This is a genomic window from Ureibacillus sp. FSL K6-0786 (genome assembly GCF_037965165.1).
GTDB classification, from domain to species: domain Bacteria; phylum Bacillota; class Bacilli; order Bacillales_A; family Planococcaceae; genus Ureibacillus; species Ureibacillus thermosphaericus.
Window position 1 is genome coordinate 2298296 of record NZ_CP150191.1, and the last position, 22600, is coordinate 2320895.

At 32.4% G+C, this 22600-nt stretch carries 17 protein-coding genes and 1 pseudogene; 7 read left to right on the forward strand and 11 right to left on the reverse strand.

Going from position 1 to position 22600, the window contains the following annotated elements; all coding sequences use genetic code 11:
- Positions 1-68 precede the first annotated feature (68 nt).
- The 5 genes from NSQ18_RS11295 to NSQ18_RS11315 form a co-directional block, all read right to left on the reverse strand.
- Complete coding sequence (locus tag NSQ18_RS11295) at positions 69-995, reverse strand: ATP-binding cassette domain-containing protein (protein ID WP_339288107.1); 927 nt, start codon at positions 993-995, stop codon at positions 69-71.
- On the reverse strand, positions 988-2040 hold the full coding sequence (locus NSQ18_RS11300; RefSeq protein ID WP_096551805.1) for an ABC transporter ATP-binding protein: 1053 nt from the start codon (positions 2038-2040) through the stop codon (positions 988-990). The genes NSQ18_RS11295 and NSQ18_RS11300 overlap by 8 nt, the downstream gene beginning before the upstream one ends.
- A 14-nt stretch (positions 2041-2054) precedes the next feature.
- Positions 2055-2948 carry an ABC transporter permease gene (locus NSQ18_RS11305; protein WP_172597922.1) on the reverse strand — a complete coding sequence of 298 codons (894 nt, stop codon included), beginning with the start codon at positions 2946-2948 and terminating at the stop codon, positions 2055-2057.
- A 41-nt stretch (positions 2949-2989) separates the two neighbouring features.
- Complete coding sequence (locus tag NSQ18_RS11310; protein ID WP_096551801.1) at positions 2990-3922, reverse strand: ABC transporter permease; 933 nt, start codon at positions 3920-3922, stop codon at positions 2990-2992.
- A gap of 127 nt (positions 3923-4049) precedes the next feature.
- The gene (locus NSQ18_RS11315; RefSeq protein ID WP_339288110.1) at positions 4050-5681 is read right to left on the reverse strand and encodes a peptide ABC transporter substrate-binding protein; all 1632 of its coding nucleotides are present in this window, start codon (positions 5679-5681) and stop codon (positions 4050-4052) included.
- Between the two features lie 888 nt (positions 5682-6569).
- Between NSQ18_RS11315 and NSQ18_RS11320 the strand changes: the two genes are divergently transcribed.
- The 3 genes from NSQ18_RS11320 (at position 6570) to NSQ18_RS11330 (ending at position 9540) form a co-directional block, all read left to right on the forward strand.
- A complete protein-coding gene (locus NSQ18_RS11320) occupies positions 6570-6947 on the forward strand; it encodes a hypothetical protein (RefSeq protein WP_096551797.1) in 378 nt (125 codons plus the stop codon).
- Between the two features lie 507 nt (positions 6948-7454).
- The gene (locus NSQ18_RS11325) at positions 7455-8651 is read left to right on the forward strand and encodes a hypothetical protein (protein ID WP_339288112.1); all 1197 of its coding nucleotides are present in this window, start codon (positions 7455-7457) and stop codon (positions 8649-8651) included.
- Between the two features lie 22 nt (positions 8652-8673).
- Complete coding sequence (locus NSQ18_RS11330; RefSeq protein ID WP_339288113.1) at positions 8674-9540, forward strand: ATP-binding cassette domain-containing protein; 867 nt, start codon at positions 8674-8676, stop codon at positions 9538-9540.
- Between the two features lie 1289 nt (positions 9541-10829).
- Here NSQ18_RS11330 and NSQ18_RS11335 read toward each other — a convergent pair.
- A pseudogene (locus tag NSQ18_RS11335) lies at positions 10830-11469 on the reverse strand (transposase).
- 313 nt (positions 11470-11782) lie between these two features.
- Here NSQ18_RS11335 and NSQ18_RS11340 point away from each other — a divergent pair.
- The 3 genes from NSQ18_RS11340 to NSQ18_RS11350 all read left to right on the forward strand — a co-directional run bounded on the left by NSQ18_RS11340 (position 11783) and on the right by NSQ18_RS11350 (position 14011).
- Complete coding sequence (locus NSQ18_RS11340; RefSeq protein WP_339289667.1) at positions 11783-12349, forward strand: accessory gene regulator B family protein; 567 nt, start codon at positions 11783-11785, stop codon at positions 12347-12349.
- Positions 12324-12488, forward strand: coding sequence for a hypothetical protein (locus NSQ18_RS11345; RefSeq protein ID WP_016839202.1), 165 nt, complete (start codon positions 12324-12326; stop codon positions 12486-12488). The genes NSQ18_RS11340 and NSQ18_RS11345 overlap by 26 nt, the downstream gene beginning before the upstream one ends.
- A 200-nt stretch (positions 12489-12688) precedes the next feature.
- The gene (locus NSQ18_RS11350; protein WP_016839203.1) at positions 12689-14011 is read left to right on the forward strand and encodes a GHKL domain-containing protein; all 1323 of its coding nucleotides are present in this window, start codon (positions 12689-12691) and stop codon (positions 14009-14011) included.
- A gap of 67 nt (positions 14012-14078) precedes the next feature.
- Here NSQ18_RS11350 and NSQ18_RS11355 read toward each other — a convergent pair whose 3' ends face one another.
- The 5 genes from NSQ18_RS11355 to brnQ all read right to left on the reverse strand — a co-directional run bounded on the left by NSQ18_RS11355 (position 14079) and on the right by brnQ (position 21643).
- Complete coding sequence (locus NSQ18_RS11355) at positions 14079-14804, reverse strand: EAL domain-containing protein (RefSeq protein ID WP_339289669.1); 726 nt, start codon at positions 14802-14804, stop codon at positions 14079-14081.
- Positions 14805-14897: 93 nt separating this feature from the next.
- Positions 14898-15653 carry an IS21-like element helper ATPase IstB gene (gene istB, locus NSQ18_RS11360; RefSeq protein ID WP_016839664.1) on the reverse strand — a complete coding sequence of 252 codons (756 nt, stop codon included), beginning with the start codon at positions 15651-15653 and terminating at the stop codon, positions 14898-14900.
- Complete coding sequence (gene istA, locus NSQ18_RS11365; protein ID WP_016839663.1) at positions 15650-17182, reverse strand: IS21 family transposase; 1533 nt, start codon at positions 17180-17182, stop codon at positions 15650-15652. The genes istB and istA overlap by 4 nt, the downstream gene beginning before the upstream one ends.
- Positions 17183-17327: 145 nt before the next feature.
- Positions 17328-19523: an EAL domain-containing protein gene (locus tag NSQ18_RS11370; RefSeq protein WP_339288117.1), complete on the reverse strand. Its 2196-nt coding sequence runs from the start codon at positions 19521-19523 to the stop codon at positions 17328-17330.
- Positions 19524-20290: 767 nt separating this feature from the next.
- A complete protein-coding gene (brnQ, locus tag NSQ18_RS11375; protein WP_096551737.1) occupies positions 20291-21643 on the reverse strand; it encodes a branched-chain amino acid transport system II carrier protein in 1353 nt (450 codons plus the stop codon).
- A gap of 275 nt (positions 21644-21918) precedes the next feature.
- Here brnQ and NSQ18_RS11380 point away from each other — a divergent pair, with 275 nt between their 5' ends.
- Positions 21919-22587, forward strand: a complete 669-nt coding sequence (locus tag NSQ18_RS11380; protein ID WP_016838626.1) for a hypothetical protein — start codon at positions 21919-21921, stop codon at positions 22585-22587.
- Positions 22588-22600 lie beyond the last annotated feature (13 nt).

Genomic DNA, 22600 nt, shown 5'->3' on the forward strand with positions numbered 1-22600 from the left:
TACTCCCCAAAAAACAAAAAAAGGCCTAAGGGGATTTAGGGCCCCTTAAGCCTTTTTTACACTAAGCCCTACAGCTTTGCTTGTTTTACCCATTTATTGACTTGTTCATCCGTACCGTAAACAAAATGATTTGGCAATGGCTCATGCATTTTAGCTGTATCCGGTGTTTCTTCATGGACATAAGGAATTCGTTTCCGTTTTCTTTCCAAAATCGGATCTGGAAGAGGAACAGCGGATAATAAAGATTTTGTATATGGATGAATTGGGTTGTTGTAAATTTCGTCTGCATCGCCCAACTCCATAATTTTTCCCCGATACATAACCGCAATCCGATCGCTGATATATTTAACCATCGATAAATCATGGGCAATAAATAAATAAGTCAAATTTCGTTCCTTTTGCAGATCTTTTAGCAAATTGACTACTTGCGCTTGAATGGAAACGTCGAGAGCGGAAATCGGCTCATCGGCGATAATGAAGCTTGGATCTAAACTTAACGCTCTAGCAATTCCAATTCGTTGTCTTTGGCCACCGGAAAATTCATGTGGATATCGTGTCATATGTTCACGATTTAAGCCAACTGCTTCCAATAAAGAAATAATCTTTTCTTGACGTTCTGTTTTGTTTTTATATAGGCCGTGGATATCAAATCCTTCGCTGATGATTTCACCAGCTGTCATCCGCGGGTTCAGTGAAGCATATGGGTCTTGGAAAATCATTTGTATTTCCCGTTTTAATTGCTTTTGTTCTTTTTTCGATTTGATTTGATGAACATTTTTTCCTTTGAAAATCACTTCGCCGCCAGTAATGTTATAGAGTCCGATAATGGAGCGGCCTGTAGTGGATTTACCGCAGCCAGATTCACCAACGAGGCCTAATGTTTCACCTTCAAAAATATGAAAACTAATGCCGTCAACAGCTTTTATTGGATTGGAAGGAGAGCCGAAATATTGAGTTAAGTTTTTTACTTCCAAAATTTTATTCTCTTTATTCACCTAATCCAGCCTCCTTCTTATATCTTTCCATTCTTCTTACGATTGGCTCAGGAATGTCGATTTTCGGTGCATATTCATGCAATAGCCATGTTTTAGCATAATGTGTATCGGATACTTTAAACATTGGAGGTTCTTTTTCAAAATCGATGGCCAATGCATATTTGTTCCGAGGTGCAAAGGCATCACCTTTTGGCGGATTAGTCAAATCCGGTGGAGAACCTGGAATCGCATACAATCTTTCATCACTTTTGTTATTTAGATCAGGCATGGAGCCAAGAAGTCCCCAAGTGTATGGATGTTTTGGATTGTAGAAAATATCGTTGACCGTTCCGTATTCCACAATTTGTCCTGCATACATAACCGCCACCCGATCGGCGACATTTGCTACAACCCCTAAATCATGGGTAATAAAAATAATAGATGTTTTATGTTTTTTTTGAAGTTCCTTTAATAATTCCAATATTTGCGCTTGAATCGTCACGTCAAGGGCTGTTGTCGGTTCATCGGCAATCAATAATTTCGGATCAGCCGCAAGCGCAATGGCGATAACAACACGCTGTCTCATACCGCCACTAAATTCATGTGGATATTGGCTGAACCGTTTTTCTGGCATTGGAATGCCGACTTGGCGAAGCAATTCAATTGCTCTTTCTTTTGCTTCTTGCTTTGAAACTTTTTTATGTTTTAAAATTACTTCCATAATTTGTTTTCCAACACGGATAGTTGGGTTTAAAGCAGTCATTGGATCTTGGAAAATCATCGCAATCTCATTGCCACGAATTTTGGACATTTCTTTATCGGAAAGGGGAATTAAATCTTTTCCTTCCAATAAGATTTGACCATCCGCATATATTCCTGGTGGCTGCGGAATCAATTTCATAATGGCATTGGTTGTCACACTTTTACCCGAACCGGATTCGCCAACAATTGCCAAAGTTTCCCCTTCATATAATGTAAAATCAACGCCACGTACTGCTTGAACAAGCCCTGCGTATGTTTTGAAGTTGATTTTTAAATTTTTGACTTCGAGTAATGGTTTATTCATGCTTCCACCCCTTTCTATTTGCGTAATTTTGGATCAAGTGCATCGCGCAAACCATCACCAACGGCATTAAAAGCAAAGATCGTTAAAGAAATTAAGAAAGCAGGGAAGAATAAACGCCAAGGGGCTACACGTAAACCGCCCATACCTTCTGATGCCATTGTTCCCCAGCTGGCAACTGGTTGGTTTACTCCTAAACCTAAAAAGCTTAAGAACGATTCTGTGAAGATGGCGCTTGGAATTGTTAATGTCATCGTTACAAGAATTGCACCTAAAGCATTTGGGATAATGTGGCGGATAATTAAATGCCAATTTCTTGCGCCAAGAGTTCTCGATGCTAGTACGAATTCACGGTTTTTAATGGATAACACTTCACCGCGGACAATCCGTGCCATGTTGATCCAACCGGTAATCGATAAAGCGATAATCATCGGTAAAAGACCTTGTTCCATTACTACCAATAAAATGATTACCACTAAAAGGTAAGGGATAGCAGATAAAATATCGACAATCCGCATCATAATATCATCTACACGTCCGCCAATAAGTCCAGAAATGCTTCCCCATAAAACGCCAATGATTAAATCAATAATGGCAGCTGTGATACCGATAAATAATGAAATGCGGGCACCAAACCATACACGAACAAAAATATCCCGCCCTAAATCATCTGTTCCAAACCAATGTTCCTTTGAAGGAGCTGCATTATAAACACCTAATTGATCGCGATAACTGTATTGCGACAGTTCAGGAACAAATATCGCAAACAGTGTAATGAGGAATAAAATGATAACACCTGTAACCGCCAATTTATTTTGGTTAAAGCGGAGGAATACTTCTTTCCAGAACGATACAGGCTTTTTTGCCAATTTATCGCCTTCTTCCAACCGCGGTCCGACTACTGTAAACATTTCAGGAGTTAAATTGTTGCTCGTTTCATGCTGTTTTACCATTATTTCTTTGCTCCTCCTTTCAATTTAATGCGCGGGTCAATGATAGTGTATAAGATGTCTACGATTAATACAGCGAGCATTAAAATAATTGCATAGAATACGGTTGTTCCCATAATGACTGTATAATCACGGTTTGTGATACTTTGAACGAAATGTCTACCTAATCCAGGAATGGCAAAAATTTGCTCTATAACAAAACTTCCTGTTACAACCCCGGCTGTTAAAGGCCCTAAATAAGTAATAACCGGCATTAATGCATTACGCAAAGTATGCTTAAAAGTGATTGTCCATTTGCCAAGCCCTTTGGCACGGGCTAATTTCACATATTCACTGTTGTTTTGTTCCAACATGCTGGAACGGACCAATTTTGCGATATACCCCGCATGTGTCAAAGCGATTGCCAACGCTGGCAGAACTGAGTATTTAAAGCCGTTCCACCCGGCAACAGGGAATAGGCCCAATTTTAAAGAGATGAAGTATTGCATTAATCCGGCCATAACGAATGAGGGGATTGAAATGCCCAAAACCGCGATGGTCGTTGCAAAATAATCAATCACGCGGTTATGGTAAAGGGCCGCAATGATGCCAAGTAATACACCGATTCCAACCGCTAAAAACATGGCTTCAAGTCCAAGAGATAATGAAACCGGGAAACCATCGGCAATAATATCGTTCGTGGAGCGGTTTTTATATTTCATGGACTCGCCAAAGTCAAACGTCAACGTATTGAGTAAATAATCCTTATATTGAATATACCAAGGATTATCTAATCCATATTTCGCTCTTAAATTTGCTTCAATTTCAGGTGGAAAATCCTTTTCACTTGCAAAAGGATTACCAGGTGCAGCCTTCATTAAGAAAAAGGTTGCCGTGATGATAATTAATAACGCAATGAACATAAGAACAATTCTTTTGAGAATGTACTTCAGCAAAGCGCTCCCTCCTTTATCTAAAAATTCTGTATAGTCCTAAAAAATAGTGAAAGGCTGCTATGAATCAATACAATCGATTTCAGCAGCCTTTACAACTATGAACCTAGAATTTAATTACACCAATTTATTATTCAACATCTACATATTTTAAGTAAATATTACCTAAAATATCTGTCTCCATGTTTTTCACATAGTCTTTAGCAACACTTAGGTTAGTGTAGTAGTAAATTGGTGCAACCGGCATTTCTTCAATAATGATTGCTTCTGCTTGTTTTAATAATTCTAAACGTTTTTCTGGATCAGTTTCTTTGTTAGATTCTCTTAATAGTCTTGTATATTCTGGGTTTTCCCAACCTGTATCGTTGTTACCGTTTTGAGCAGAATCATATTGTTCTAGGAATGTATAAGCATCGTTGTAGTCTGCAATCCAACCTAAACGTCCAACTTGGTAATCTAAATTTGACAATTTGTCTAAGTAAACTTGCCATTCAGAGTTGTCAAGTGTTGCATTGATGCCTAAGTTTTTACGCCAATTTTCTTGAATGAACTGAGCGATTGCTGCGTGAGCTTCACTCGTGTTAAATGAAATTGTGATTTTTAAATCTTCTGGTTTGCTGATTCCTAGCTCTTTCAAACCTTGTTCAAGAGCTTTTTTCGCTTCTTCCACATCATTGTCTTTGAAGTAGCCGCGATCTTCTTCAAAGCCTTTAATCGCTACAGGAACCATCCCTAATGCAGGTTTTTGTTCACCTTTTGTAATGTTGTCAATCAATGATTGACGGTCAATTGCAAGTGCTAATGCACGACGGATATTTTTGTTTTTAAGAATTTCATCTGTTGTATTAAATTTGTATACATAGATGGCTGCATAGTCTTTGATTTTTAAAATACCTTCTGATTTGTATTGGTCAATTGCATCTAAAGCTACTGTTTGGAATGGAGAACCTAAGAAGTCAATTTCGCCATTATCAAACATAGTTGTTGCTGTTTGTTCAGATTCAACCATTGTAATATTTACTTTTTCAAGTGCTACATTATCAGCATCCCAGTAAGTAGGGTTTTTCTTCAATGTGATATCTTTGTTATGATTCCAAGAATCAAGCAAGAATGGACCGTTTGTTACATAATCTTCTCCAGCTTCTGTGTACCATTTTGGATTTTTCTCAGCTACATTTTTATTAACTGGGAAGTATGTTTTAAATGCTAACATTTCTAAGAAATAAGGTGTTGGTTGTTCCAATGTAACAACTAAAGTTTTATCGTCTTCTACTTTAATACCAACATCTTCAACTTTCGCTTTACCTTTGTTGTAAGCTTCTGCGTTTTTGATTGGGTAAAGCATAGAAGCATATTCGGAAGCGTTTTCAGGATTTAATACCCACTTCCAAGCGTATTCAAAGTCATATGCTGTTACAGGATCTCCGTTTGACCATTTTGCATCGCGTAATTTGATTGTGTAAGTTATTTGGTCATCGCTGATGGAAATGTCTTCTGCTGCTGCATTCACAACTTCAGAACCTTTGCGAGTTGTTAAGCCTTCAAATACGTTATTTAGAATTGCGGAAGAAGTAGAATCTGTCGCAAGTCCTGGATGTAAGGAAGGCGGCTCAGAAGTGATGACTAAATTAAGTTCTTTTGAACGAGAAGTTTCTTTTCCTTCACCTTCGTTTTTGTTTTCTTCTTTGCTGCCGCTGCAGGCACTTAGCACTAAAGTAAGTGTGAATAGTGCTGCTAATAAGAGCCAAAACTTCTTTTTCATTTTTTCCCCTCCATTAATCACTTTAAAAATTTTCAGAAAAAACGCGGACGTGCCATTTTTCTGAAATTTGCGTGCTCGATAATCATAATATCAAACTTTTTTGTTAAAATAAATACTTTTTTAATTCTCTGGAAGATTTGAAAATATCTATTTTTTAAAAAATATTTTCAACTATTAAAGTTTGATAGTTTGATATGACATAACATTCAGAGGGATTTCTCTATTGATTTGGATAGGGAGATAATTAGTTACTCAACTTTCGCACAAGCCAACCGTCATTCACAATTAACTCATATCCATAAGAATCTAATGAGGATGGAACATGATTATTAACTTGGATATCTGCATTTTTAATTGAATTCGATAACATGCATGAGGATAAAAGTATTAAAATACTTAGTATTATAAATAGTTATATTAACATTTTTCATAAATACCCCACCTTTTATAAAAATGTACTATCACCACTTGAATAAATAGTCCATACACTAATAGGATCCTTTTGAGCCTCAATCAACTCCTCTAGTAAAAGAAATGCTGTCAATGTACCTGTCCTCCAATTGTACGAGTAGAAAGCTCTAAAATATCGATTGAAAAATTCAAGACATTTATTATACGTCATTACAAAAGAGAACTTATTCTTAAATATTCTGGCTATTATACTTTTATAAATTTAACTTGATACTGAAATATAACTCCAACTTTTAACTAAGTTCATCCGAATACAAACAGTTTTGTAGAAAAATGGTTCTGAAATTCTATTATATAGGAGGAATGTATCGTTTTCTAAATAATACAAGTTAATTATTTACAAAAAAGGTATAAATTGTTATTTTTTTACTTTGACGGTACCGTTAAATAAATTAAAAGAATAGGGAGGCCAAAATCATGAAATCATTCAAAAAACTATTTGCAATCGGTTTCGCTACAGCAGTCTTATTAACATCAACAGGGGCATTTGCAGGAACACTGGGACCTGAAACTCTTACAGGAACATCTGCAAAATCTTCAGAAGTTTATTTAGGAAGTGGAACACATAAATTAGTAGCAAAAGGAATTAGTGGAACTGGCGTCGCTACTGTAAAAAAAATCCGAGTATTATGGCCTGACCAAAATGTAAAATCTGTAGATGTTACAGCTCCTTATACTTCTACTGCAGAATTCAATGCAGAGGCTACTAACGGTGGTGTTAATCAAAGTTATTATGTTCTCTGGAATGGTTCTACATCATCCGCAAAAGCTCAAGTTTCTATAGTTCATCCTTAATTTTCAAATGGGGTATCTAAAAATTAAAAATTTAGACACCCTTGCGAATAGAGTTATGAATTATCATTACTCTATTCAACTTACATATCACTTGTAAATAAAAAGGACCTCCATACTTGTAAGTAGAAAGGACTTCCATAAGATATGAGTAATATTAAATTATTACCAAACCAATCAACCTTTTTTTATTTAAAATTAAATATAAAGAATATTCTATTTTTTATTGTAATGTTAGTAGCTATTTTACTTACATTACGTATAAGTGAAACTTTGAATTTTTCGATATTTCAATTTACCACATTTAGTTATTTTACCTTTATAACCTTAAACTTCTTTTTCTTAATTTCCTCTACTATAACCACACAAAAACAATTGGAAATTATAAGTTTTTTGGAAAAAGATTCTTGGAAATTTATAAGCAAAATCTGCATGGCAAATTTAATATTAATGTCTTTAATTGTAATATTTCCTGTGTCTATTATGTTTTTTTTAAAAAATTCTTTTACAATGAACGAATATTTGTGGCTAGGAATCATTCATTTTTTTATTATCTATTATTCTTCAAATTTTCTATTTACTGTAATTGGAATTAGTGTAGGCCTTACAGTAAAAAATAATTTTGCAATTGTAATCTCTATTTTGATATTTATTCTTTTAATTAGAATTCCATATATGATTCATCCAACTTCACCATTTGGAAGGTTATTTAATATTTATGATGATGAGGTATTTTTTTCAACAAATGATTTGGCTGGTGTCCTTTTCAATATATCCTATTTATTAGATAAATTATTCGTTGTTTTATTCATTTTATTAATTGGTTTATTGATAAGAATTATAGTAAATAAAAAGAAAAAACTATTAAATGTTGGATTAATTTCCATAATCTTACTGTCTCAAGTGATTGTAGTTTATAACTACATTATCCAAAAAGAAGTTCATCATCAATATAATGAGTTTTTACAAAACGAATATCAAATTCTCTCCCATAAGATGAAATTAAATTTAGGAAACAAATTAACGAACGAGAGCATACTAAATATAAAAATTAATGAGGATACGAATACGATTCAATTATTTTTAGATCGAGTTTTTGATATTAATGAAATCAAAATAGATAATACTCGATTTGATTTTACCCGTGAAAACGATTTATTAGAAATTACAGGAGACTTTAAAAAAGATCAACAGCATTTATTAAAAATTACATATCAAGGAAAAGTAAATATTGTTGACGACTTAGGTTTTCATCTATTTTACGTTTCACCATTTTCGGTCAATCTACCTGGAGATAGTTTTTATTGGTATCCTAAGACATCTAATTATCCTAATAAAGAGATTTATTTTGATGTTGAATTAGAGAAGAAAGGAACAATATTTAGCAATCTGGCTGTAGTGAAAGAAGTGGATGATAAATATGTCATTAGAGGCAATGCTTCTGATTTGTTTATTTTTTCGGGACAATACAAAGTGGTACATGAAGAAGGAATTGAATACGTAATACCAATCGGTTATGAACCATCGATAATTCAAATGATATTAGTAGAGTCCATTAATTCAATGGAAAAGTTACCTAATGAAGTAAAGAAAAAAATTCTTGATAAAAATTATTCAAGGATGGTTGTGGGGATATGGCCATTAGAGGATTCTTCAGCAATTGTAAAAGTTTCTGGAGACACCATTTTCGTTCGATTTGTTTACTAAGAAATTAATAAGGTGATAGATTATGTCAAACCAATTATTAGTAGAAGGAATCAATTTTTCATATAGAAAAAAGAAAGTATTAGAGAATGTTTCTTTTACTTGTCATAATGGTGTGATTGCATTATTAGGAAATAACGGAGCTGGAAAAACAACGCTCATGAAAGTAATTGCAGGATTGAAGAAACCAAATTCTGGAACAATCAAATTAAATGGCACTCATTTAGTCAATGTAGATGAATATCCTATTCATAAAGTTGGGTATTTACCGCAAAATTTTGATATTTATCCAAATATCAGCGGATATGATTTTTTATCCTATGTATATGATGTGAAAAAACTACCGAAAAACTTAAAAAAACAAGCTCTTGAAGAAGTCATTATAAAATTTGGGCTTGGTGATGTCATTAAAAAAAGATTTTCCTCGTATTCGGGAGGTTATAAAAGAAGATTGGGTATTGCTCAAGCAGTACTTGGAAAGCCGGAATTAATTATTATTGATGAACCTACAGTTGGGCTTGATCCGGAACAAAGAATCGAATTCAGAAGTTATCTTGCTGAAATTAGTTTGGATGCAATTACATTAATATCAACGCATATCATTGAAGATGTCGAACTATATAGTAATGAGATTTTAATATTAAAAGATCACACTATAAAATTCCAAGGTACTGTTGAAGAAATTATAAATATTAGTGTGCCTTTTATTTCTACAAAAAATATACCTATTACTGAGTTAGTTTCATTTAGAAAAGAATACAAAATTATTGAGGAAAAACGAATTTCTGATGATTTAATCAAAGTTAAATATATTGGAGACTCTGATATTCATCATGATGAAAAGGAGATTTCTTTAGAAAATGCATATATCTATTTTCAAAACCAAATTTGAACAGATATCAAAGTTTGTTAATTATTATGATTATAATCATACATTAGGAAAAGGTGTTTTATATATTACTTTATTATTTTTAGTTATAGGAATTTTTTCACCTGCCCCTACAGACTACTTGAGCTCAATACGAGCTGGTTATTCGTTGTACGGATTCGATAATTTATATGATTATACTTTTCCAATGATATCTGTTTTCTTTGTTTTTTTTGCTTTTCTAAAAGATTATATAAATAATCGCTATGAATTAATTATTTACTTTAATGCTTCTAGATTTAATTACAATATGTTGTTTAGATGGGGTTATTTTGTGTTCATTTGTTCTTTAAGCAATTTTATAACGGCTACCTTCTATTATCGATTTGTTTCTTTTTTAGATTTACTAAGTATCGTTTTAAGTTTAAGATTTGTACCTAATATTCTATTTTTAACTTCGCTTCTACTATTCCTCATTACGTTAACAAAAAATTGTTATGCTGCTTTATTTGTTGTAGGTAGTTATTTATTGCTTGATTTTTTATCTTCAGCGAGGATGTTTAAGTGGTTTTCATTAGGTGTCCATTCTTCAAACTATTATTACACAATATCTCCTGCTTATTATTTGTTAAACAGAGCATTATTAGTGATTCTTAGTGTTTTATTCGTTTTTATAGCTTGTAAAATATCTGCTAAAGAAAATTTATGATTTGATGAAGGTTAACTTTGTTTTACTAAAAAGGATGTTCAAATAAAGTGATTCCTTCAAGCTAATTTTTTATAAGTAAGGGGGCGTCTGAAAAGTCATTTTGAGACGCCCCCTTTGCGGCTGTCGCACATGCTTAGCCGCAGATAAATTGCGGCTGTCGCTAGTGCTTTCGCCGCAGATAAATTGCGGCTGTCGCTAGAGTTTTCGCCGCAGATAAATTGCGGCTGTCGCTAGCGCTTTCGCCGCAGATAAATTGCGGCTGCGCTAGTGCTTTCGCCGCAGATAAATTGCGACGAGGAGGCGCGTTTGATGTGACCACCGCAGGAGCAAAGTTTTTAAGAGAATATTCCTATAAGAAGTAAGGCTGTTCAGAAAGTGTTCGACTTTCTGGACAGCCCCTAAATTCTTTTTAGCGGGTTTATGGCAAACTAAAAATGTAACGTTTGGCAATTAATTTATGCAGCTCCTATCACTAGCGTCGCATAAATAAGTTTTGAAATTTTAGATTTTATTTTTCTGAAAAATTAGCGAAAAACGAAAACACCTAAATAAAGGTAGTAATTACCTATAGCTTAAGATGAGTGCAACAACGACAAATCAACCTTTAAGGAACGCTCTTCCCTTCGATTTTCCGTAACCAAATGTGTGCAGATTTCCATAAAGCTGCTTTCAAATATCGACTTATTTGTAACGTACTTCAGTCACTATTCGTGTTCAACTGAGCTAACACATTTAAACAGTATACAATCATCGCTACGTATACTTGGTTGTGTACGGCTTGTTTACTGTGGCCGTAGAAATTCTTGATATTCAAGTGTTGTTTCATCCATTTGAAAAAAAGTTCAATGGCCCAACGTGACTGATAGATTTCGGCGATTTCATCTGCATCCATATCAAAACGATTCGTCAGTAAATGAAGTTCATTTCCTTTTGTATCCAATAATTTGATGAGACGGAACGCGTTTTCAGAACGATTTTGCGTGGTTCCAATCACCACCATTTCATCGGAGAATACAGGCGAATCTTCAGGTAGCGAAAATCGTTCTAACACACGGACGACAGCGTTTTCGCAAACTCTCGGTTTCATGTAATTGAGCGTACAACAGTCATTTCAGAAATGAAGCCATATAAAGCTTCTTTGTATAGTAATCTAATTGATAGGCTTTCACCATATCCTCAAATAAGTTGAAATGAATTGGTGAAAACCATTGTTCAAATGATGTTTTTCGTGTAAACTTATCCATGGTTTTGTCCTTTGTATTGGATTTGGATGGTTTACTACCACCCAACCATTATAAAGGATTTTTTTGTGTTTAGATTATATTTCAGAAAATTCGGTTTATTTGAAGGTGTTAAATTATTTTAATGCGACGCTAGTGAGAAAATTCAGTTTTATTATGTCTATTGATATTTTTTATGAGAGCATAATGAATTCTAATATTCACCATTAAATGGACTGATGATAAAATAAGAGATGGAGGTGATGAATTAATAAATTTAAAATGAATACATCCAAATAAAGGAGGGAACAAGAAGATTTCTAGAATTGAAAATGCAATCTTTCATCTATTAGATCAAGAACATTTTTCTCATTTGGAAAAAGAAAAATTAAAATTAGGTATTCAAATCATTATCTCAGAGTCTTACAAGCTTATATTAATTTATTTATTGGCTTATTTATTAAATTGTATTGTTCCAACATTGATTGCGCATCTTACATTTTTCATATTAAGGCAAGTTTGTTTCGGCTATCATTTTAACAACCTAATTATATGCCTCGCTACTAGCATCATAGCATTTCCAATCACTATTAAATATTTAGCTGATTATTACTCAATTATCCCTACATTCCTCTTATATATTATTTTTATCATCATACTAGTATTTATCTATAAACTTGCACCTAAAGGAACAGAAAAGCACCCGATTATCAATCAACATCATAAAAAATATTTGCGAAGAAAAATGGCCTTCCGAGTATTCATAATAGTTGGAATATTTTGTATTTCGACATTCGAAATAAAAGTTTTTATCGCTTATGGGGCTTTATTAGAATCTCTAATGTTAATATCTCAATCAATTAAGGGGGAGTATTTTTATGAAAATGAATTGGATGAATGTTAAAAATTTAATTTCTAAAATTGCGATGGTTGTAGTTGCTGTTGGAGGTACAGCTACGATTACTGGATGTACAACATTATTCCATGAGAAAAAGATTTCAAATGAGTTACTAGAAAATAATCCTTTTGCTACAAAAAAATAACTCCATAAAATGTTTTTCTATTATTTTCCGACTAACTCTATTAGTCGGAATTTTCTTCCTCTAATTTATAAGTCCTACTAATTTATACATAAATTAGTACAAATTTACGAAAATCCGTTGCATTCATGTGTACTATCGTAATATAGTTATTATACTATTGATTCATTCCAGAATAGAATTATACATAGTAGGAGAAAAAAATGAAGCTAGTATTGATAATGATTGAGTTAATCTTGATAGTGTGGGCAGTCACATATACATCACAAATCAAATTGCGAATGAAGCAAATTTTATTTTTCGCCTTAACCGTATTTTGTCCTACAAGTTTTATTTTCTTATGGGTAGGTCAATGGCAAGGAATTATTTACTTTATTGTTAGTTCATTAATTTATTTCTTTTTACTCACAAAAAAATTTATTATACTAATACAACTTTGTTTCTTTATTATTATAGGTATCTTAGTAGATAATCTTGCCCAATATATTATGCAATCACTCTCAATTAACTTTTTACCTGGTGTCTTAGATCAATATTGTTTTTTTATTGTTTTATTTATTATTAGTGTCTTCATTTATCGATATTTTCACAAAAAATTTATTACATTGTTACCTGAAATAAAGAGTGCTATCAAATTTATTTTTTTTGTTGTGATTGTAACGATGGTCACTTTTTACATTAATATCTACTTAACAGATTATTTATCTAAAGATACAGTGTTAATATTCAATATCGTGATTCAGATTACGTATTTTGTAATCATGCTGTTTATACTTTCATTGACGATATTAAACATCAAAAAACAACATGATATTCAAAAAATAGAGTTTGAAAATAATCAGTTTAATAGTTATATGGAATCATTGGAATTAATTAATAATGATATGCAAAAATTTCGACATGATTACAACAATATATTGTTTACTATGCAAGGTTACATTGAAATTAATGATTTTGAGGGTTTAAAAGAATATTTTAAACAACATATATTTTCTACAGAAATGAACACATTAAAAAGAAATCAATTGTTAGCAAATTTATCGAAAATGAAGGTCACAGGAATTAAGGGTCTGCTCTTAACAAAGATTTTACAAGCTGAAAAAGAAAATATATCAATTAATATTGAAATTCCAGAAGATATTGAAGACATTCATATGAATGTCATTGATTTAGCTAGAATTCTAGGAATCTTTTTAGATAACGCAATTGAAGCGAATTATCAATCAAATCAAAAAATTAATTTTGATAGTGAAATTGATATTGCATTTATTAAAACCAATGATGATTCGTTGATGATCATCATCGAAAATACATTCTATGATGAAGAGGTAGATTTAGAAAACATTTTCGAAGATGGATTCTCTACGAAAGGAAAAAATCGTGGAAAAGGATTAAGTAATGTGAAAAGTATTTTGAAAAACTATCCGAATGTTAAATTAAATACTACTGTTAATGACTATAACTTTACTCAAATTCTTGAAATAAAAAATATTCATTCTAAAAAACTGATAAAAGTTGAAAGATAATCTAATAAGCAAAAAAATATTGGGTTGGATAGGGGAGTACCTATCTAACCCAATTTTTAGTACATCTTTATTTTAGTACAACTATATTGAAATATTCATTAATATCTCCAACAATCACTCTCTTATATGGTGGTACCTTTTTATTATTTTTTGCTAAAGTTACAAATGTGTCAAGAATTGTGGTGAACTTAGTTCTTTCTTCATCATTTTCAAAAATAAACTTAACACCATATTCCGCTAGATCTTCATTCACTTCTTCTTTCCAAACAATTTTCGCATTCAATAAAATGGACTCTCCAAGCAACTCTGTAATAAATTGGTAAAGAACGTCCATACGGATTGGCAAATTAAGATTTGATATAAATCTAAGTCCTCCAGCACCGATTTCTGTAACTAATACTTTTGATACCCCGATATCCAAGTTCCGCTTTGCTATCGATGAGATTTTTAATTTTGCTTCAAGCGGGTCAGTGAAAGTAAAACGATGATGTTTTCTTCTGTCTTGTAATCCTTTTCCATCAAATGGTAATGGGATATTTTTCTTGACGACTGTTTCAAATTCAGCAATTGGAACAGGCTTGCCGAATAAATACCCTTGCATTTCGTGGCATTGTTCTTGTTGTAGGATTTTTAATTGCTCGGCTGTTTCTACACCTTCTGCCACAACTTTTAATTTCAGTCCCTCAGCTAAATAGAGTATTGTTTTAAGAAGATGTATGTTTTTGGGAGATTTGTGTATTTTTCGTATAAAAGAGCGGTCGATTTTAATTGCATCAAATGGATATTCAGTTATATAGGAAAGGTGTAACCGTCAAGTAGAATTAAACAATTTTCCACAAATAATTTTAAACAGTTTTCTACAATTAAGATTCAACAGTTTGCTAAATTAAAATAATACCTTTCTGTATTTCATACGAATGCTATCCGTTTCGTTATCGAAAGTGATAATTTCACTCCTATGTAATAAACGGTCAAGTATAGCTGTTGTTAAAGTAGGATCACCAAGAAATTTTCCCCATTCATTTGGCCCTTTATTAGAGGTTAGAATGAATGCTGCTTTATCATATAAATCATAGATAAACTGGAAAAATAGATTGGCTTCCTGAGTCTCGTAAGTCATGTACATGACATCATCAATAATAATTAAATCCGAAGCTATAATACGTTTGTAGCGTATTTTAGATTTATTGATATATTCTTTTGTTTTTAAAATATACATAAGCTGATTCATGGAGACAAAGGATACTTTGTATCCTCTCTCCACAGCGTGTATTCCTAATGCAACGGATAAATGTGTTTTTCCTGCTCCTGTTGGTCCCATCAAAATTAAAGTAAAAAATTCTTCAATCCAATTCAGTTCTTTTAATACATTTAGTTGTTTTTCACCAAGAGCTGTTTGTTCCTTCAAATCATAGGTATCAAACGTCAATATTTCTGGGAACTCTGCCCATTTCATTAATCTCTCATTATTTTTCTGCTCTCTACATCGCATCTCATAGCTTAAGATTTCATAAACCAGTTCATGATATGTCCAATTCTTTGCTTCAGCTTCACGGAGTAAATTCGGTAATTCTTTAGCCGTCTCAGCGAGGCGCAAGGTACGACATTTATCTTGTAAAATTTCATAGGGATGATGATTCATTCATTTTCACCTCCAGATAAGACTTTTAAATAAATGTCTTCGGATCGTTCTGGTGCTGATAAATCTTTATACTTCTCATTCAATTCAACGATTTTAGGTGAACTTTTTTGATATTGTACAGATAATGCATGTGCAATATCCCGAAAATCATTTGCACTGGTCATTCCAAGTTTCTTCATTTCAGATAAAGCTTCCTCACAATGATTTGGGTAAATTCTGATGGCTTGTTGTAGTACTTTGAGTTGATCCACTAAATGACGTGGATATCGTTCTTTCAATTTGTGTATTAACCATTGAATATTCTCTTTATCTATGAATGTTTCTTGAATTTGATGAATTAAAAGATCTCGTTTACTTGTGCTATGTTCCCGATGGGAGGGATCTGTAATAATCAATCCTTTTCCTTCGGATATTCGGTGCTTTGCTAACTCCATCCCAGTTTCTTTCAGTCGAATAATTAACCAACCATCCTCTTCTTGTAAATAAGCAAGATTTGGGGCATCTGCTCTATATGTTCCTTTAGGAACGCTATATCGATTTCCTTCATAACGAATAACATTGTCCTTATGGATATTTCTTGTTATACTTGGAGTTGAAACATTTGCGAAAATGTAAGTACCAGAGACTTTCTTTAAGTGTTGCTTTTCCAGGGCGTGCACTTCAGAAGGTCTCTTTTTCGTATTATGATGAACTTTATAGTTTCCTGTTCTTTTCAACCAAGCGTGGCACGATTGATTCCAATCTGAAAGATGATCGAATACTCGATTTTTGCTAAAATTATTTTTTACAAATTTCACAACCTGTTCAATTTTACCTTTTGATTCCGGATCACTCTTTCTACATAAATAAACATTAAATTTACGGGTATGATGATATTTAGTAAATTCAGCTGTAAGAATTAAATCACCTGCATTTTCACTAACTGCTAATAACGCATCTTGGTCATAGACCATTTCTTCTGGCATTCCTCCAAAGTATTCAAATGCATTTTCATGCATTCGAATCATATCGGAAGTACGAAAAGGTCGATCGAGCCATTCTACATATTTATATCTTGAATGTGATAAAACAAATGCGATAAAATACAACTTTTTATTCTCACCTTGTCTGTTTTTGACGGTAGTTTGTCCAAAATCCACTTGAGCCTGTTTTCCCATTGGTAATTCTGGAACTACACTATATGTCCTCTGAACCTTTACCTTTGGAATCCGATAGTAATCCCTCATTTCGTTTAAATAATTTCGTACAGTGTTCTCAGCGACTTCCCTGAAACCTAACTTTTCTTCCAACCAATCATAAACTTGTGCAGCAGTTAAATCAGGATGTTCCTTCAACCACCCTAGAATTTGATCATGATAAGGGTCTAGTTTCTTTTCTCTTGTACGTAATGTACTTAAAAATTCTTCAAACTCATCAGTACTCATATTCAAATAATCTATCACTCTATTTCTTGAAATATTTAGTTTTCTTGCAATAGCACTCTTGGAGAATCCCTCTTTGTATAAACGATGAATCTCGATGTAAAGCATAAATCTGTTCACTCCTAATTCCTCACTTTCAATAGACTAGTAACAGTATATTTGAAAGTGATTGATGGTGGGGAAACTGTTTAATCTTATTTGGGGAATTCTGTTGAGTTCTATTTGTGGAAAACTGTTGATTCTAGTTTAGCGTTTACAAAAGGCTGGAATATCCTTTTCCAAAGTCGTCTAACACCAATTTTAGACCTAATTCTTTTAATTTGTTTAGATTCTTTTTCACAACTACCGTGTTGTCTAATAATATGTTTTCAGTAATTTCTAATTCAATATCATTCGGATCAATGCCTGATTTATTAATTTCTGCAGCAAGAAAATCTGGCCAATCCGGTTTCATAAAATGGATAGGTGAGATATTGATTGAAATCGGGACAGTCTTGATTCTGTATTTTTTCCATTCTCTAATTTTTGCAATAATCCCTTTTATAACCCAGTTATCCAAATCAGTAATTAGGCCATTTTCTTCTGCAATACTAATGAATTCACCAGGTAAGAGAAGCCCCCATTTTGGATGTCTCCACCGAATTAACGCTTCAGCACCAGTGATTTGTTTAGTAGTTGAATCCACTCGAGGTTGAATGTAAAATTCTAATTCATTGTTTTCGATTGCCTTCTTTAAATCTCGTCCTATGGAATAATTTTTATAGGATTGGATACTATTTGTATGGGAGAGGATATGATACGTTCCTTTTCCTTCTTTCACAGCCTTTTGTAAAGCTACGCTAGAATTTCTTAATAACTCCAAGCTGGTTGTCCCATTTTCAGGGAAGATGCAAGCACCAATACTTACGGTAATATAAAGTTGGTATTCTTTTACAAAAAATGGATCGTTTAAGAAATTTGTAATTTGCTTAATTTTTTCTTTTAGAGCATCGATGGACTCTATTTCTTTAATTAATAAAATAAATTCATCGCCGCCTGTACGTGCTACGAAATCCTGAGGAGATAAATAGTATTTTAATCGTTTAGGAAGTTGTTTCAAAATTTCGTCGCCTATTTCATTTCCGAGGGTATTGTTGATAAATTTAAAACTATTAATGTCCAATCTTAACATGGCAAATTGTTTTTTACTCTGCTCGTATTCTTTAATGAGATTTTCTAATTCTGCTACAAAGTTTTTTCGATTAGGAAGGTTTGTTAATAAATCATAATTTGCCATGTATTTTAATTTTTCTTCTAACACCTTTTTTTCCGTAACGTCGGTAATTACTCTATCTAAACGAATCACATCTCCATGCTCATCTAAATTAGGAATGATGTAATCTTGTATCCATCTTCTATCGCCCATTTTATTGATAATTCGATATTCATGATGAACGATATTTCCTTCTTTTAGTGCCTTAAGATTTTTCAAATATTCATCGAGGTCTTCTTCGTGCACAATAGAATTCCATTGCAAACCATTATCAAAATCTTCTTTTGTATATCCGGTAATGCACTCTATTCCTTTAGAAACTTTTAACGTTTTATTGTATCGCTTATCTAAAGCCCAAATACCGACATCAGGATTATTATAGATTTCTTTTAGTTGCTTTTCTTTTTCCAACACATCTTTCATAAGGTTATGGTCAGTAATATTTTGAATGAATCCAACGAGACCCTCAACATTTCCTTTTTTATCTAGAATAATACCAGTCTGTTCTTGAACAAGGATAATGGATTGATCTTTTTGTACCATTCGGTATTCAATTTGAAAGCTCCTTTTTTCTTTAATGGCGATTTCTGTTGCTTCTCTTACCATTTCTCGATCTTCAGGGTGTACATAACGTAAATAATGGTTAAGGGATAGAGTGGGTTGTTCATGGCGAGCATTCATTTTTAACAAATCAAAAATTTGATTAGAGAAGTAATGAATATCATTAATGGCATCATAATAAAAATTACAAATATGTTTTAGTTTGTTGAGGGTTTCCAACATTCTTTTTAATTGATTTAATTCTTTTCTCTCTTTTTGGAAAACCGTTATATTTCGAATGATTGCAAACACACATTTTTCAGCTGGAATCAGTGTGATATGAACATCTATTCTTTTCCCATCTTTTGTCTTGACAACTGTACTAAATTTTTGAGTTTTTCCAAATAAAGCTTTTTCAAAATAATTAATGATTGCATTTGAATTCCCTTCATAAAAAATCTTATCAATGGATTCGTTAAACTCATGTATAGCATATCCAAATTGTTTTTCAAAAGCGAGGTTATAAGAGATTAGTTGTCCATTACAATCAAACTTTGCAATAGCATCGATATGATCGTAAATGTTCAGTATCATATCTTCATCTGTTAATAGTTCATTTGCCCATCTTACCTTCGATTTTTTAAATAGACTCTTCATTAGCAAACCTCCCAACCTAAATCTATGTATTGTGAAAAAATACCTAATACCAAAAAGTTGATAGAATTACATCACCGACAAAGGTCTCTCATTTTTTTACTTTTATGGGTAATTGTAAGTGGTATTATATATACTTTTTTTACTATAGTAAAGAAATTTATACGAAAAGTATTTTGATTAATTGAGATAATTAATACTATATTTATATTAATATACCCATATATGTAGAATTGAATCGAAAATACAGGTTTTTTTTACTATTCGTTTAAGATTCTATCGAACTGGATTCATCATTATAAGTGGGTTAATAGGGGAATTTTGTTAATGAAAAAGTAAGTAGCTTAAATAAAAAAGTGGAAAATCATTTATCGATACACTTTTTTGATTGAGAAAGTAAATGATGGAGAAAATTAAAATAAAAAAGAAGGGAGTTATGAATTGACTCCCTTCTTTTAAGGAAATATTACTTTTTTGTTAATAGATAGTCACCAAGTGGTAGAAGAAATACAATAAATAAAACTGTTAAAATAGTCAGTACTTCTAAAATAGTAATTGCAACTTGGTCAAACATCCTTATTAGCCTCCTTTCATTCACAAATTATGTTACCTTAAATGATAGTAATTTTCCATCTTATTTAGTTGGAGTAAACAATGTAAAAAATTTCTTGTTCCTGTTTTATCTATTCATCTGCTGACGTATTATTGTAATATTTCATTTCCAAACTTATCATTGTTAAAAAGGGCGCCATAAAGTGACGCCCCCTTTTTTATTGTGTCACGATTTGTTTTGAACCTTTTGGCCACAAAATTCCGATGATGAATCCAAAGGCAGCCGGCAACATCCAGCCTAGTCCAATATCATAAAGTGGCAAATAATCGGAATAAAATGACTTAATTGATTCGAACAATGAAATAGTTGTACTTGGTAAACTTGCAACTAATGTACTGTAACCATCAAATAAGCTTACACAGAAAGTGAAAAACATCGTTGAAGTATAGACACTTTGCTTATTTCCGTATAAAGGTGAGCAAAGGGTTAAAATAATTAGAACAATCGCTAATGGATACAATAACATTAATACAGGAATAGCGAATTGAATAATATTATTTAAACCAAAGTTCGCTATTGTAAATGATACAAGACATAAGATGAGTACGAACCATTTGTAACTAATTTTAGGATATACTTGGTTGAAAAACTCACTACAAGACGTTATCAATCCGATACTTGTTTTTAAACATGCAAGAACAATGATAATCGCAAGTAGTATTGCCCCATAATCACCGAAATAATATTGAGCGACTGCGGCAAAGATTTGTCCACCATTTTCGAAAGTGCCGATTGCCAAAACGCTAGATGCCCCCATATACGTAATAAGTCCATAAATGAGTGCCATCAATGCCATGGCAAATACGCCGGCTTTCAGAGTTGACTTTGCAATTTCTGTTTTATTTGTAATTCCTTGTCCTTTTATTGCGTTAATCACAACAATCCCGAAAGCCAATGATGCAAGAAGGTCCATTGTATTGTATCCTTCTTTAAATCCTGTTATAAATGCAAGGTCGCGATAATCGCCAATTGGTTGATCGAATGACCCCATTGGTTTTATGATTGCGATAATAATTAAAATGAATAAGAACAATAAAAAGGCAGGAGTTAAATATTTCCCAATATAATCGACGATTTTCGCTGGATTTAAAGAGAAGTAATAGACAATGGCAAAAAATACAAAACTAAAAATTCCTAACAACAATGTGCTATATTCGGGATTGATATATGGTTCAAAACCTACAACGAAAGGTACCGTTGCTGTTCGTGGAATTGCGAAAAATGGACCAATCGTTAAATAAAGAGCGATTGCAAAAATCACGCCGAACAGTGGATGAACTCTTCCAGCTAATTCCCGTAAACTATTGCTACCAGATAACCCAAAGGCAATGATTCCTAAGAAGGGTAACCCGATGGCTGTAATGAGGAATCCAATTAATGCAGGCCAAAAATTTGTACCAGCTAGTTGTCCCATTTGGATTGGGAAAATTAAGTTCCCTGCACCAAAAAACATCCCAAATAGCATTGTACCAATGACTGCATAAGTAGAAAATGAACTCATCTTTTTCATAATCTCTGCTCCTTCTAAGTTGAATAATTCTAATTTTAGCAACTTTTCAGAAAGGAATCTATGTAGATTGAAAAAGTAGGAAAATGAGGAATTTTCAATTTAGTTTTTAAATTGGGAATATTATCAAAATATATGGAGTTATCATTTGCAAAAAGGTAGAATGATATTGATATAATAAAATGGAAAAAATTCAGAATAATGTAAAATTAAACTTTACAAGAACTTTTGTTCGTGTTATTGTAATTGATAATAAAAGATGAAGAGGAGTTGTTTTCATGGAAAATAGAGACGAGGATCTCCATTTTCAAAAGATGAACAAGTTTTTTATTGAATCATCAAAGAAAAAAAGAAATGCTCCAAATACTAACCCGTTTTTATTAGGTAAACAAACCGATTTTATATTAGAAGAATTTCAAAATAGTTATATACGAATTGATACTTCTATTGAAACAAATCCGGAATATCAATTGATTAATGGATGGACAAATATCATTCTCATGAATGAAGGCGCAAAAACGATAGGTTATCTAAACTTCAAAATTTACAACTCTTTTATAATGGATAAATCTGATTTGTTAAAGGTAGCCAAATCATTTTCAGATGAGGAATATACAATCATTTCTACTTTTAAAAAACATTTTCAATCTACCTTTGATGAAGGTTACATTAAGTTCCTAATAGTAAATGAAATATTCTTAAATAATGAATACCAGCAAAAGGGATACGAATTAAAAGCGATGGTAGAATTAATAAGCTTATGTCGTATTTTAGAGATTGATTACATCATTTCAAAACCTCTACCAATCATAAAAGAGAATTTTAATTACGGAAAATCCAAAAAACAAATGGCAAAAATGGCTTTTCTCAATAATAAACTAGTTTTTGATGTATATTATTTAGAGGAACAAGAACCAATCATTGTATTGGATATTAGCCGTATATGAAAACTATTTTTAT

Bases quoted from the DNA above. Each gene is read 5' to 3' on its own strand.
- NSQ18_RS11300 (WP_096551805.1), bottom strand. From the start codon at position 2,040: ATGAATAAACCATTACTCGAAGTCAAAAATTTAAAAATCAACTTCAAA.
- NSQ18_RS11305 (WP_172597922.1), bottom strand. From the start codon at position 2,948: ATGTTTACAGTAGTCGGACCGCGGTTGGAAGAAGGCGATAAATTGGCA.
- NSQ18_RS11315 (WP_339288110.1), bottom strand. From the start codon at position 5,681: ATGAAAAAGAAGTTTTGGCTCTTATTAGCAGCACTATTCACACTTACT.
- NSQ18_RS11320 (WP_096551797.1), top strand. From the start codon at position 6,570: ATGAAATCATTCAAAAAACTATTTGCAATCGGTTTCGCTACAGCAGTC.
- NSQ18_RS11325 (WP_339288112.1), top strand. From the start codon at position 7,455: ATGAACGAATATTTGTGGCTAGGAATCATTCATTTTTTTATTATCTAT.
- NSQ18_RS11330 (WP_339288113.1), top strand. From the start codon at position 8,674: ATGTCAAACCAATTATTAGTAGAAGGAATCAATTTTTCATATAGAAAA.
- NSQ18_RS11345 (WP_016839202.1), top strand. From the start codon at position 12,324: ATGAAAATGAATTGGATGAATGTTAAAAATTTAATTTCTAAAATTGCG.
- NSQ18_RS11350 (WP_016839203.1), top strand. From the start codon at position 12,689: ATGAAGCTAGTATTGATAATGATTGAGTTAATCTTGATAGTGTGGGCA.
- istB (WP_016839664.1), bottom strand. From the start codon at position 15,653: ATGAATCATCATCCCTATGAAATTTTACAAGATAAATGTCGTACCTTG.
- istA (WP_016839663.1), bottom strand. From the start codon at position 17,182: ATGCTTTACATCGAGATTCATCGTTTATACAAAGAGGGATTCTCCAAG.
- NSQ18_RS11370 (WP_339288117.1), bottom strand. From the start codon at position 19,523: ATGAAGAGTCTATTTAAAAAATCGAAGGTAAGATGGGCAAATGAACTA.
- brnQ (WP_096551737.1), bottom strand. From the start codon at position 21,643: ATGAAAAAGATGAGTTCATTTTCTACTTATGCAGTCATTGGTACAATG.
- NSQ18_RS11380 (WP_016838626.1), top strand. From the start codon at position 21,919: ATGGAAAATAGAGACGAGGATCTCCATTTTCAAAAGATGAACAAGTTT.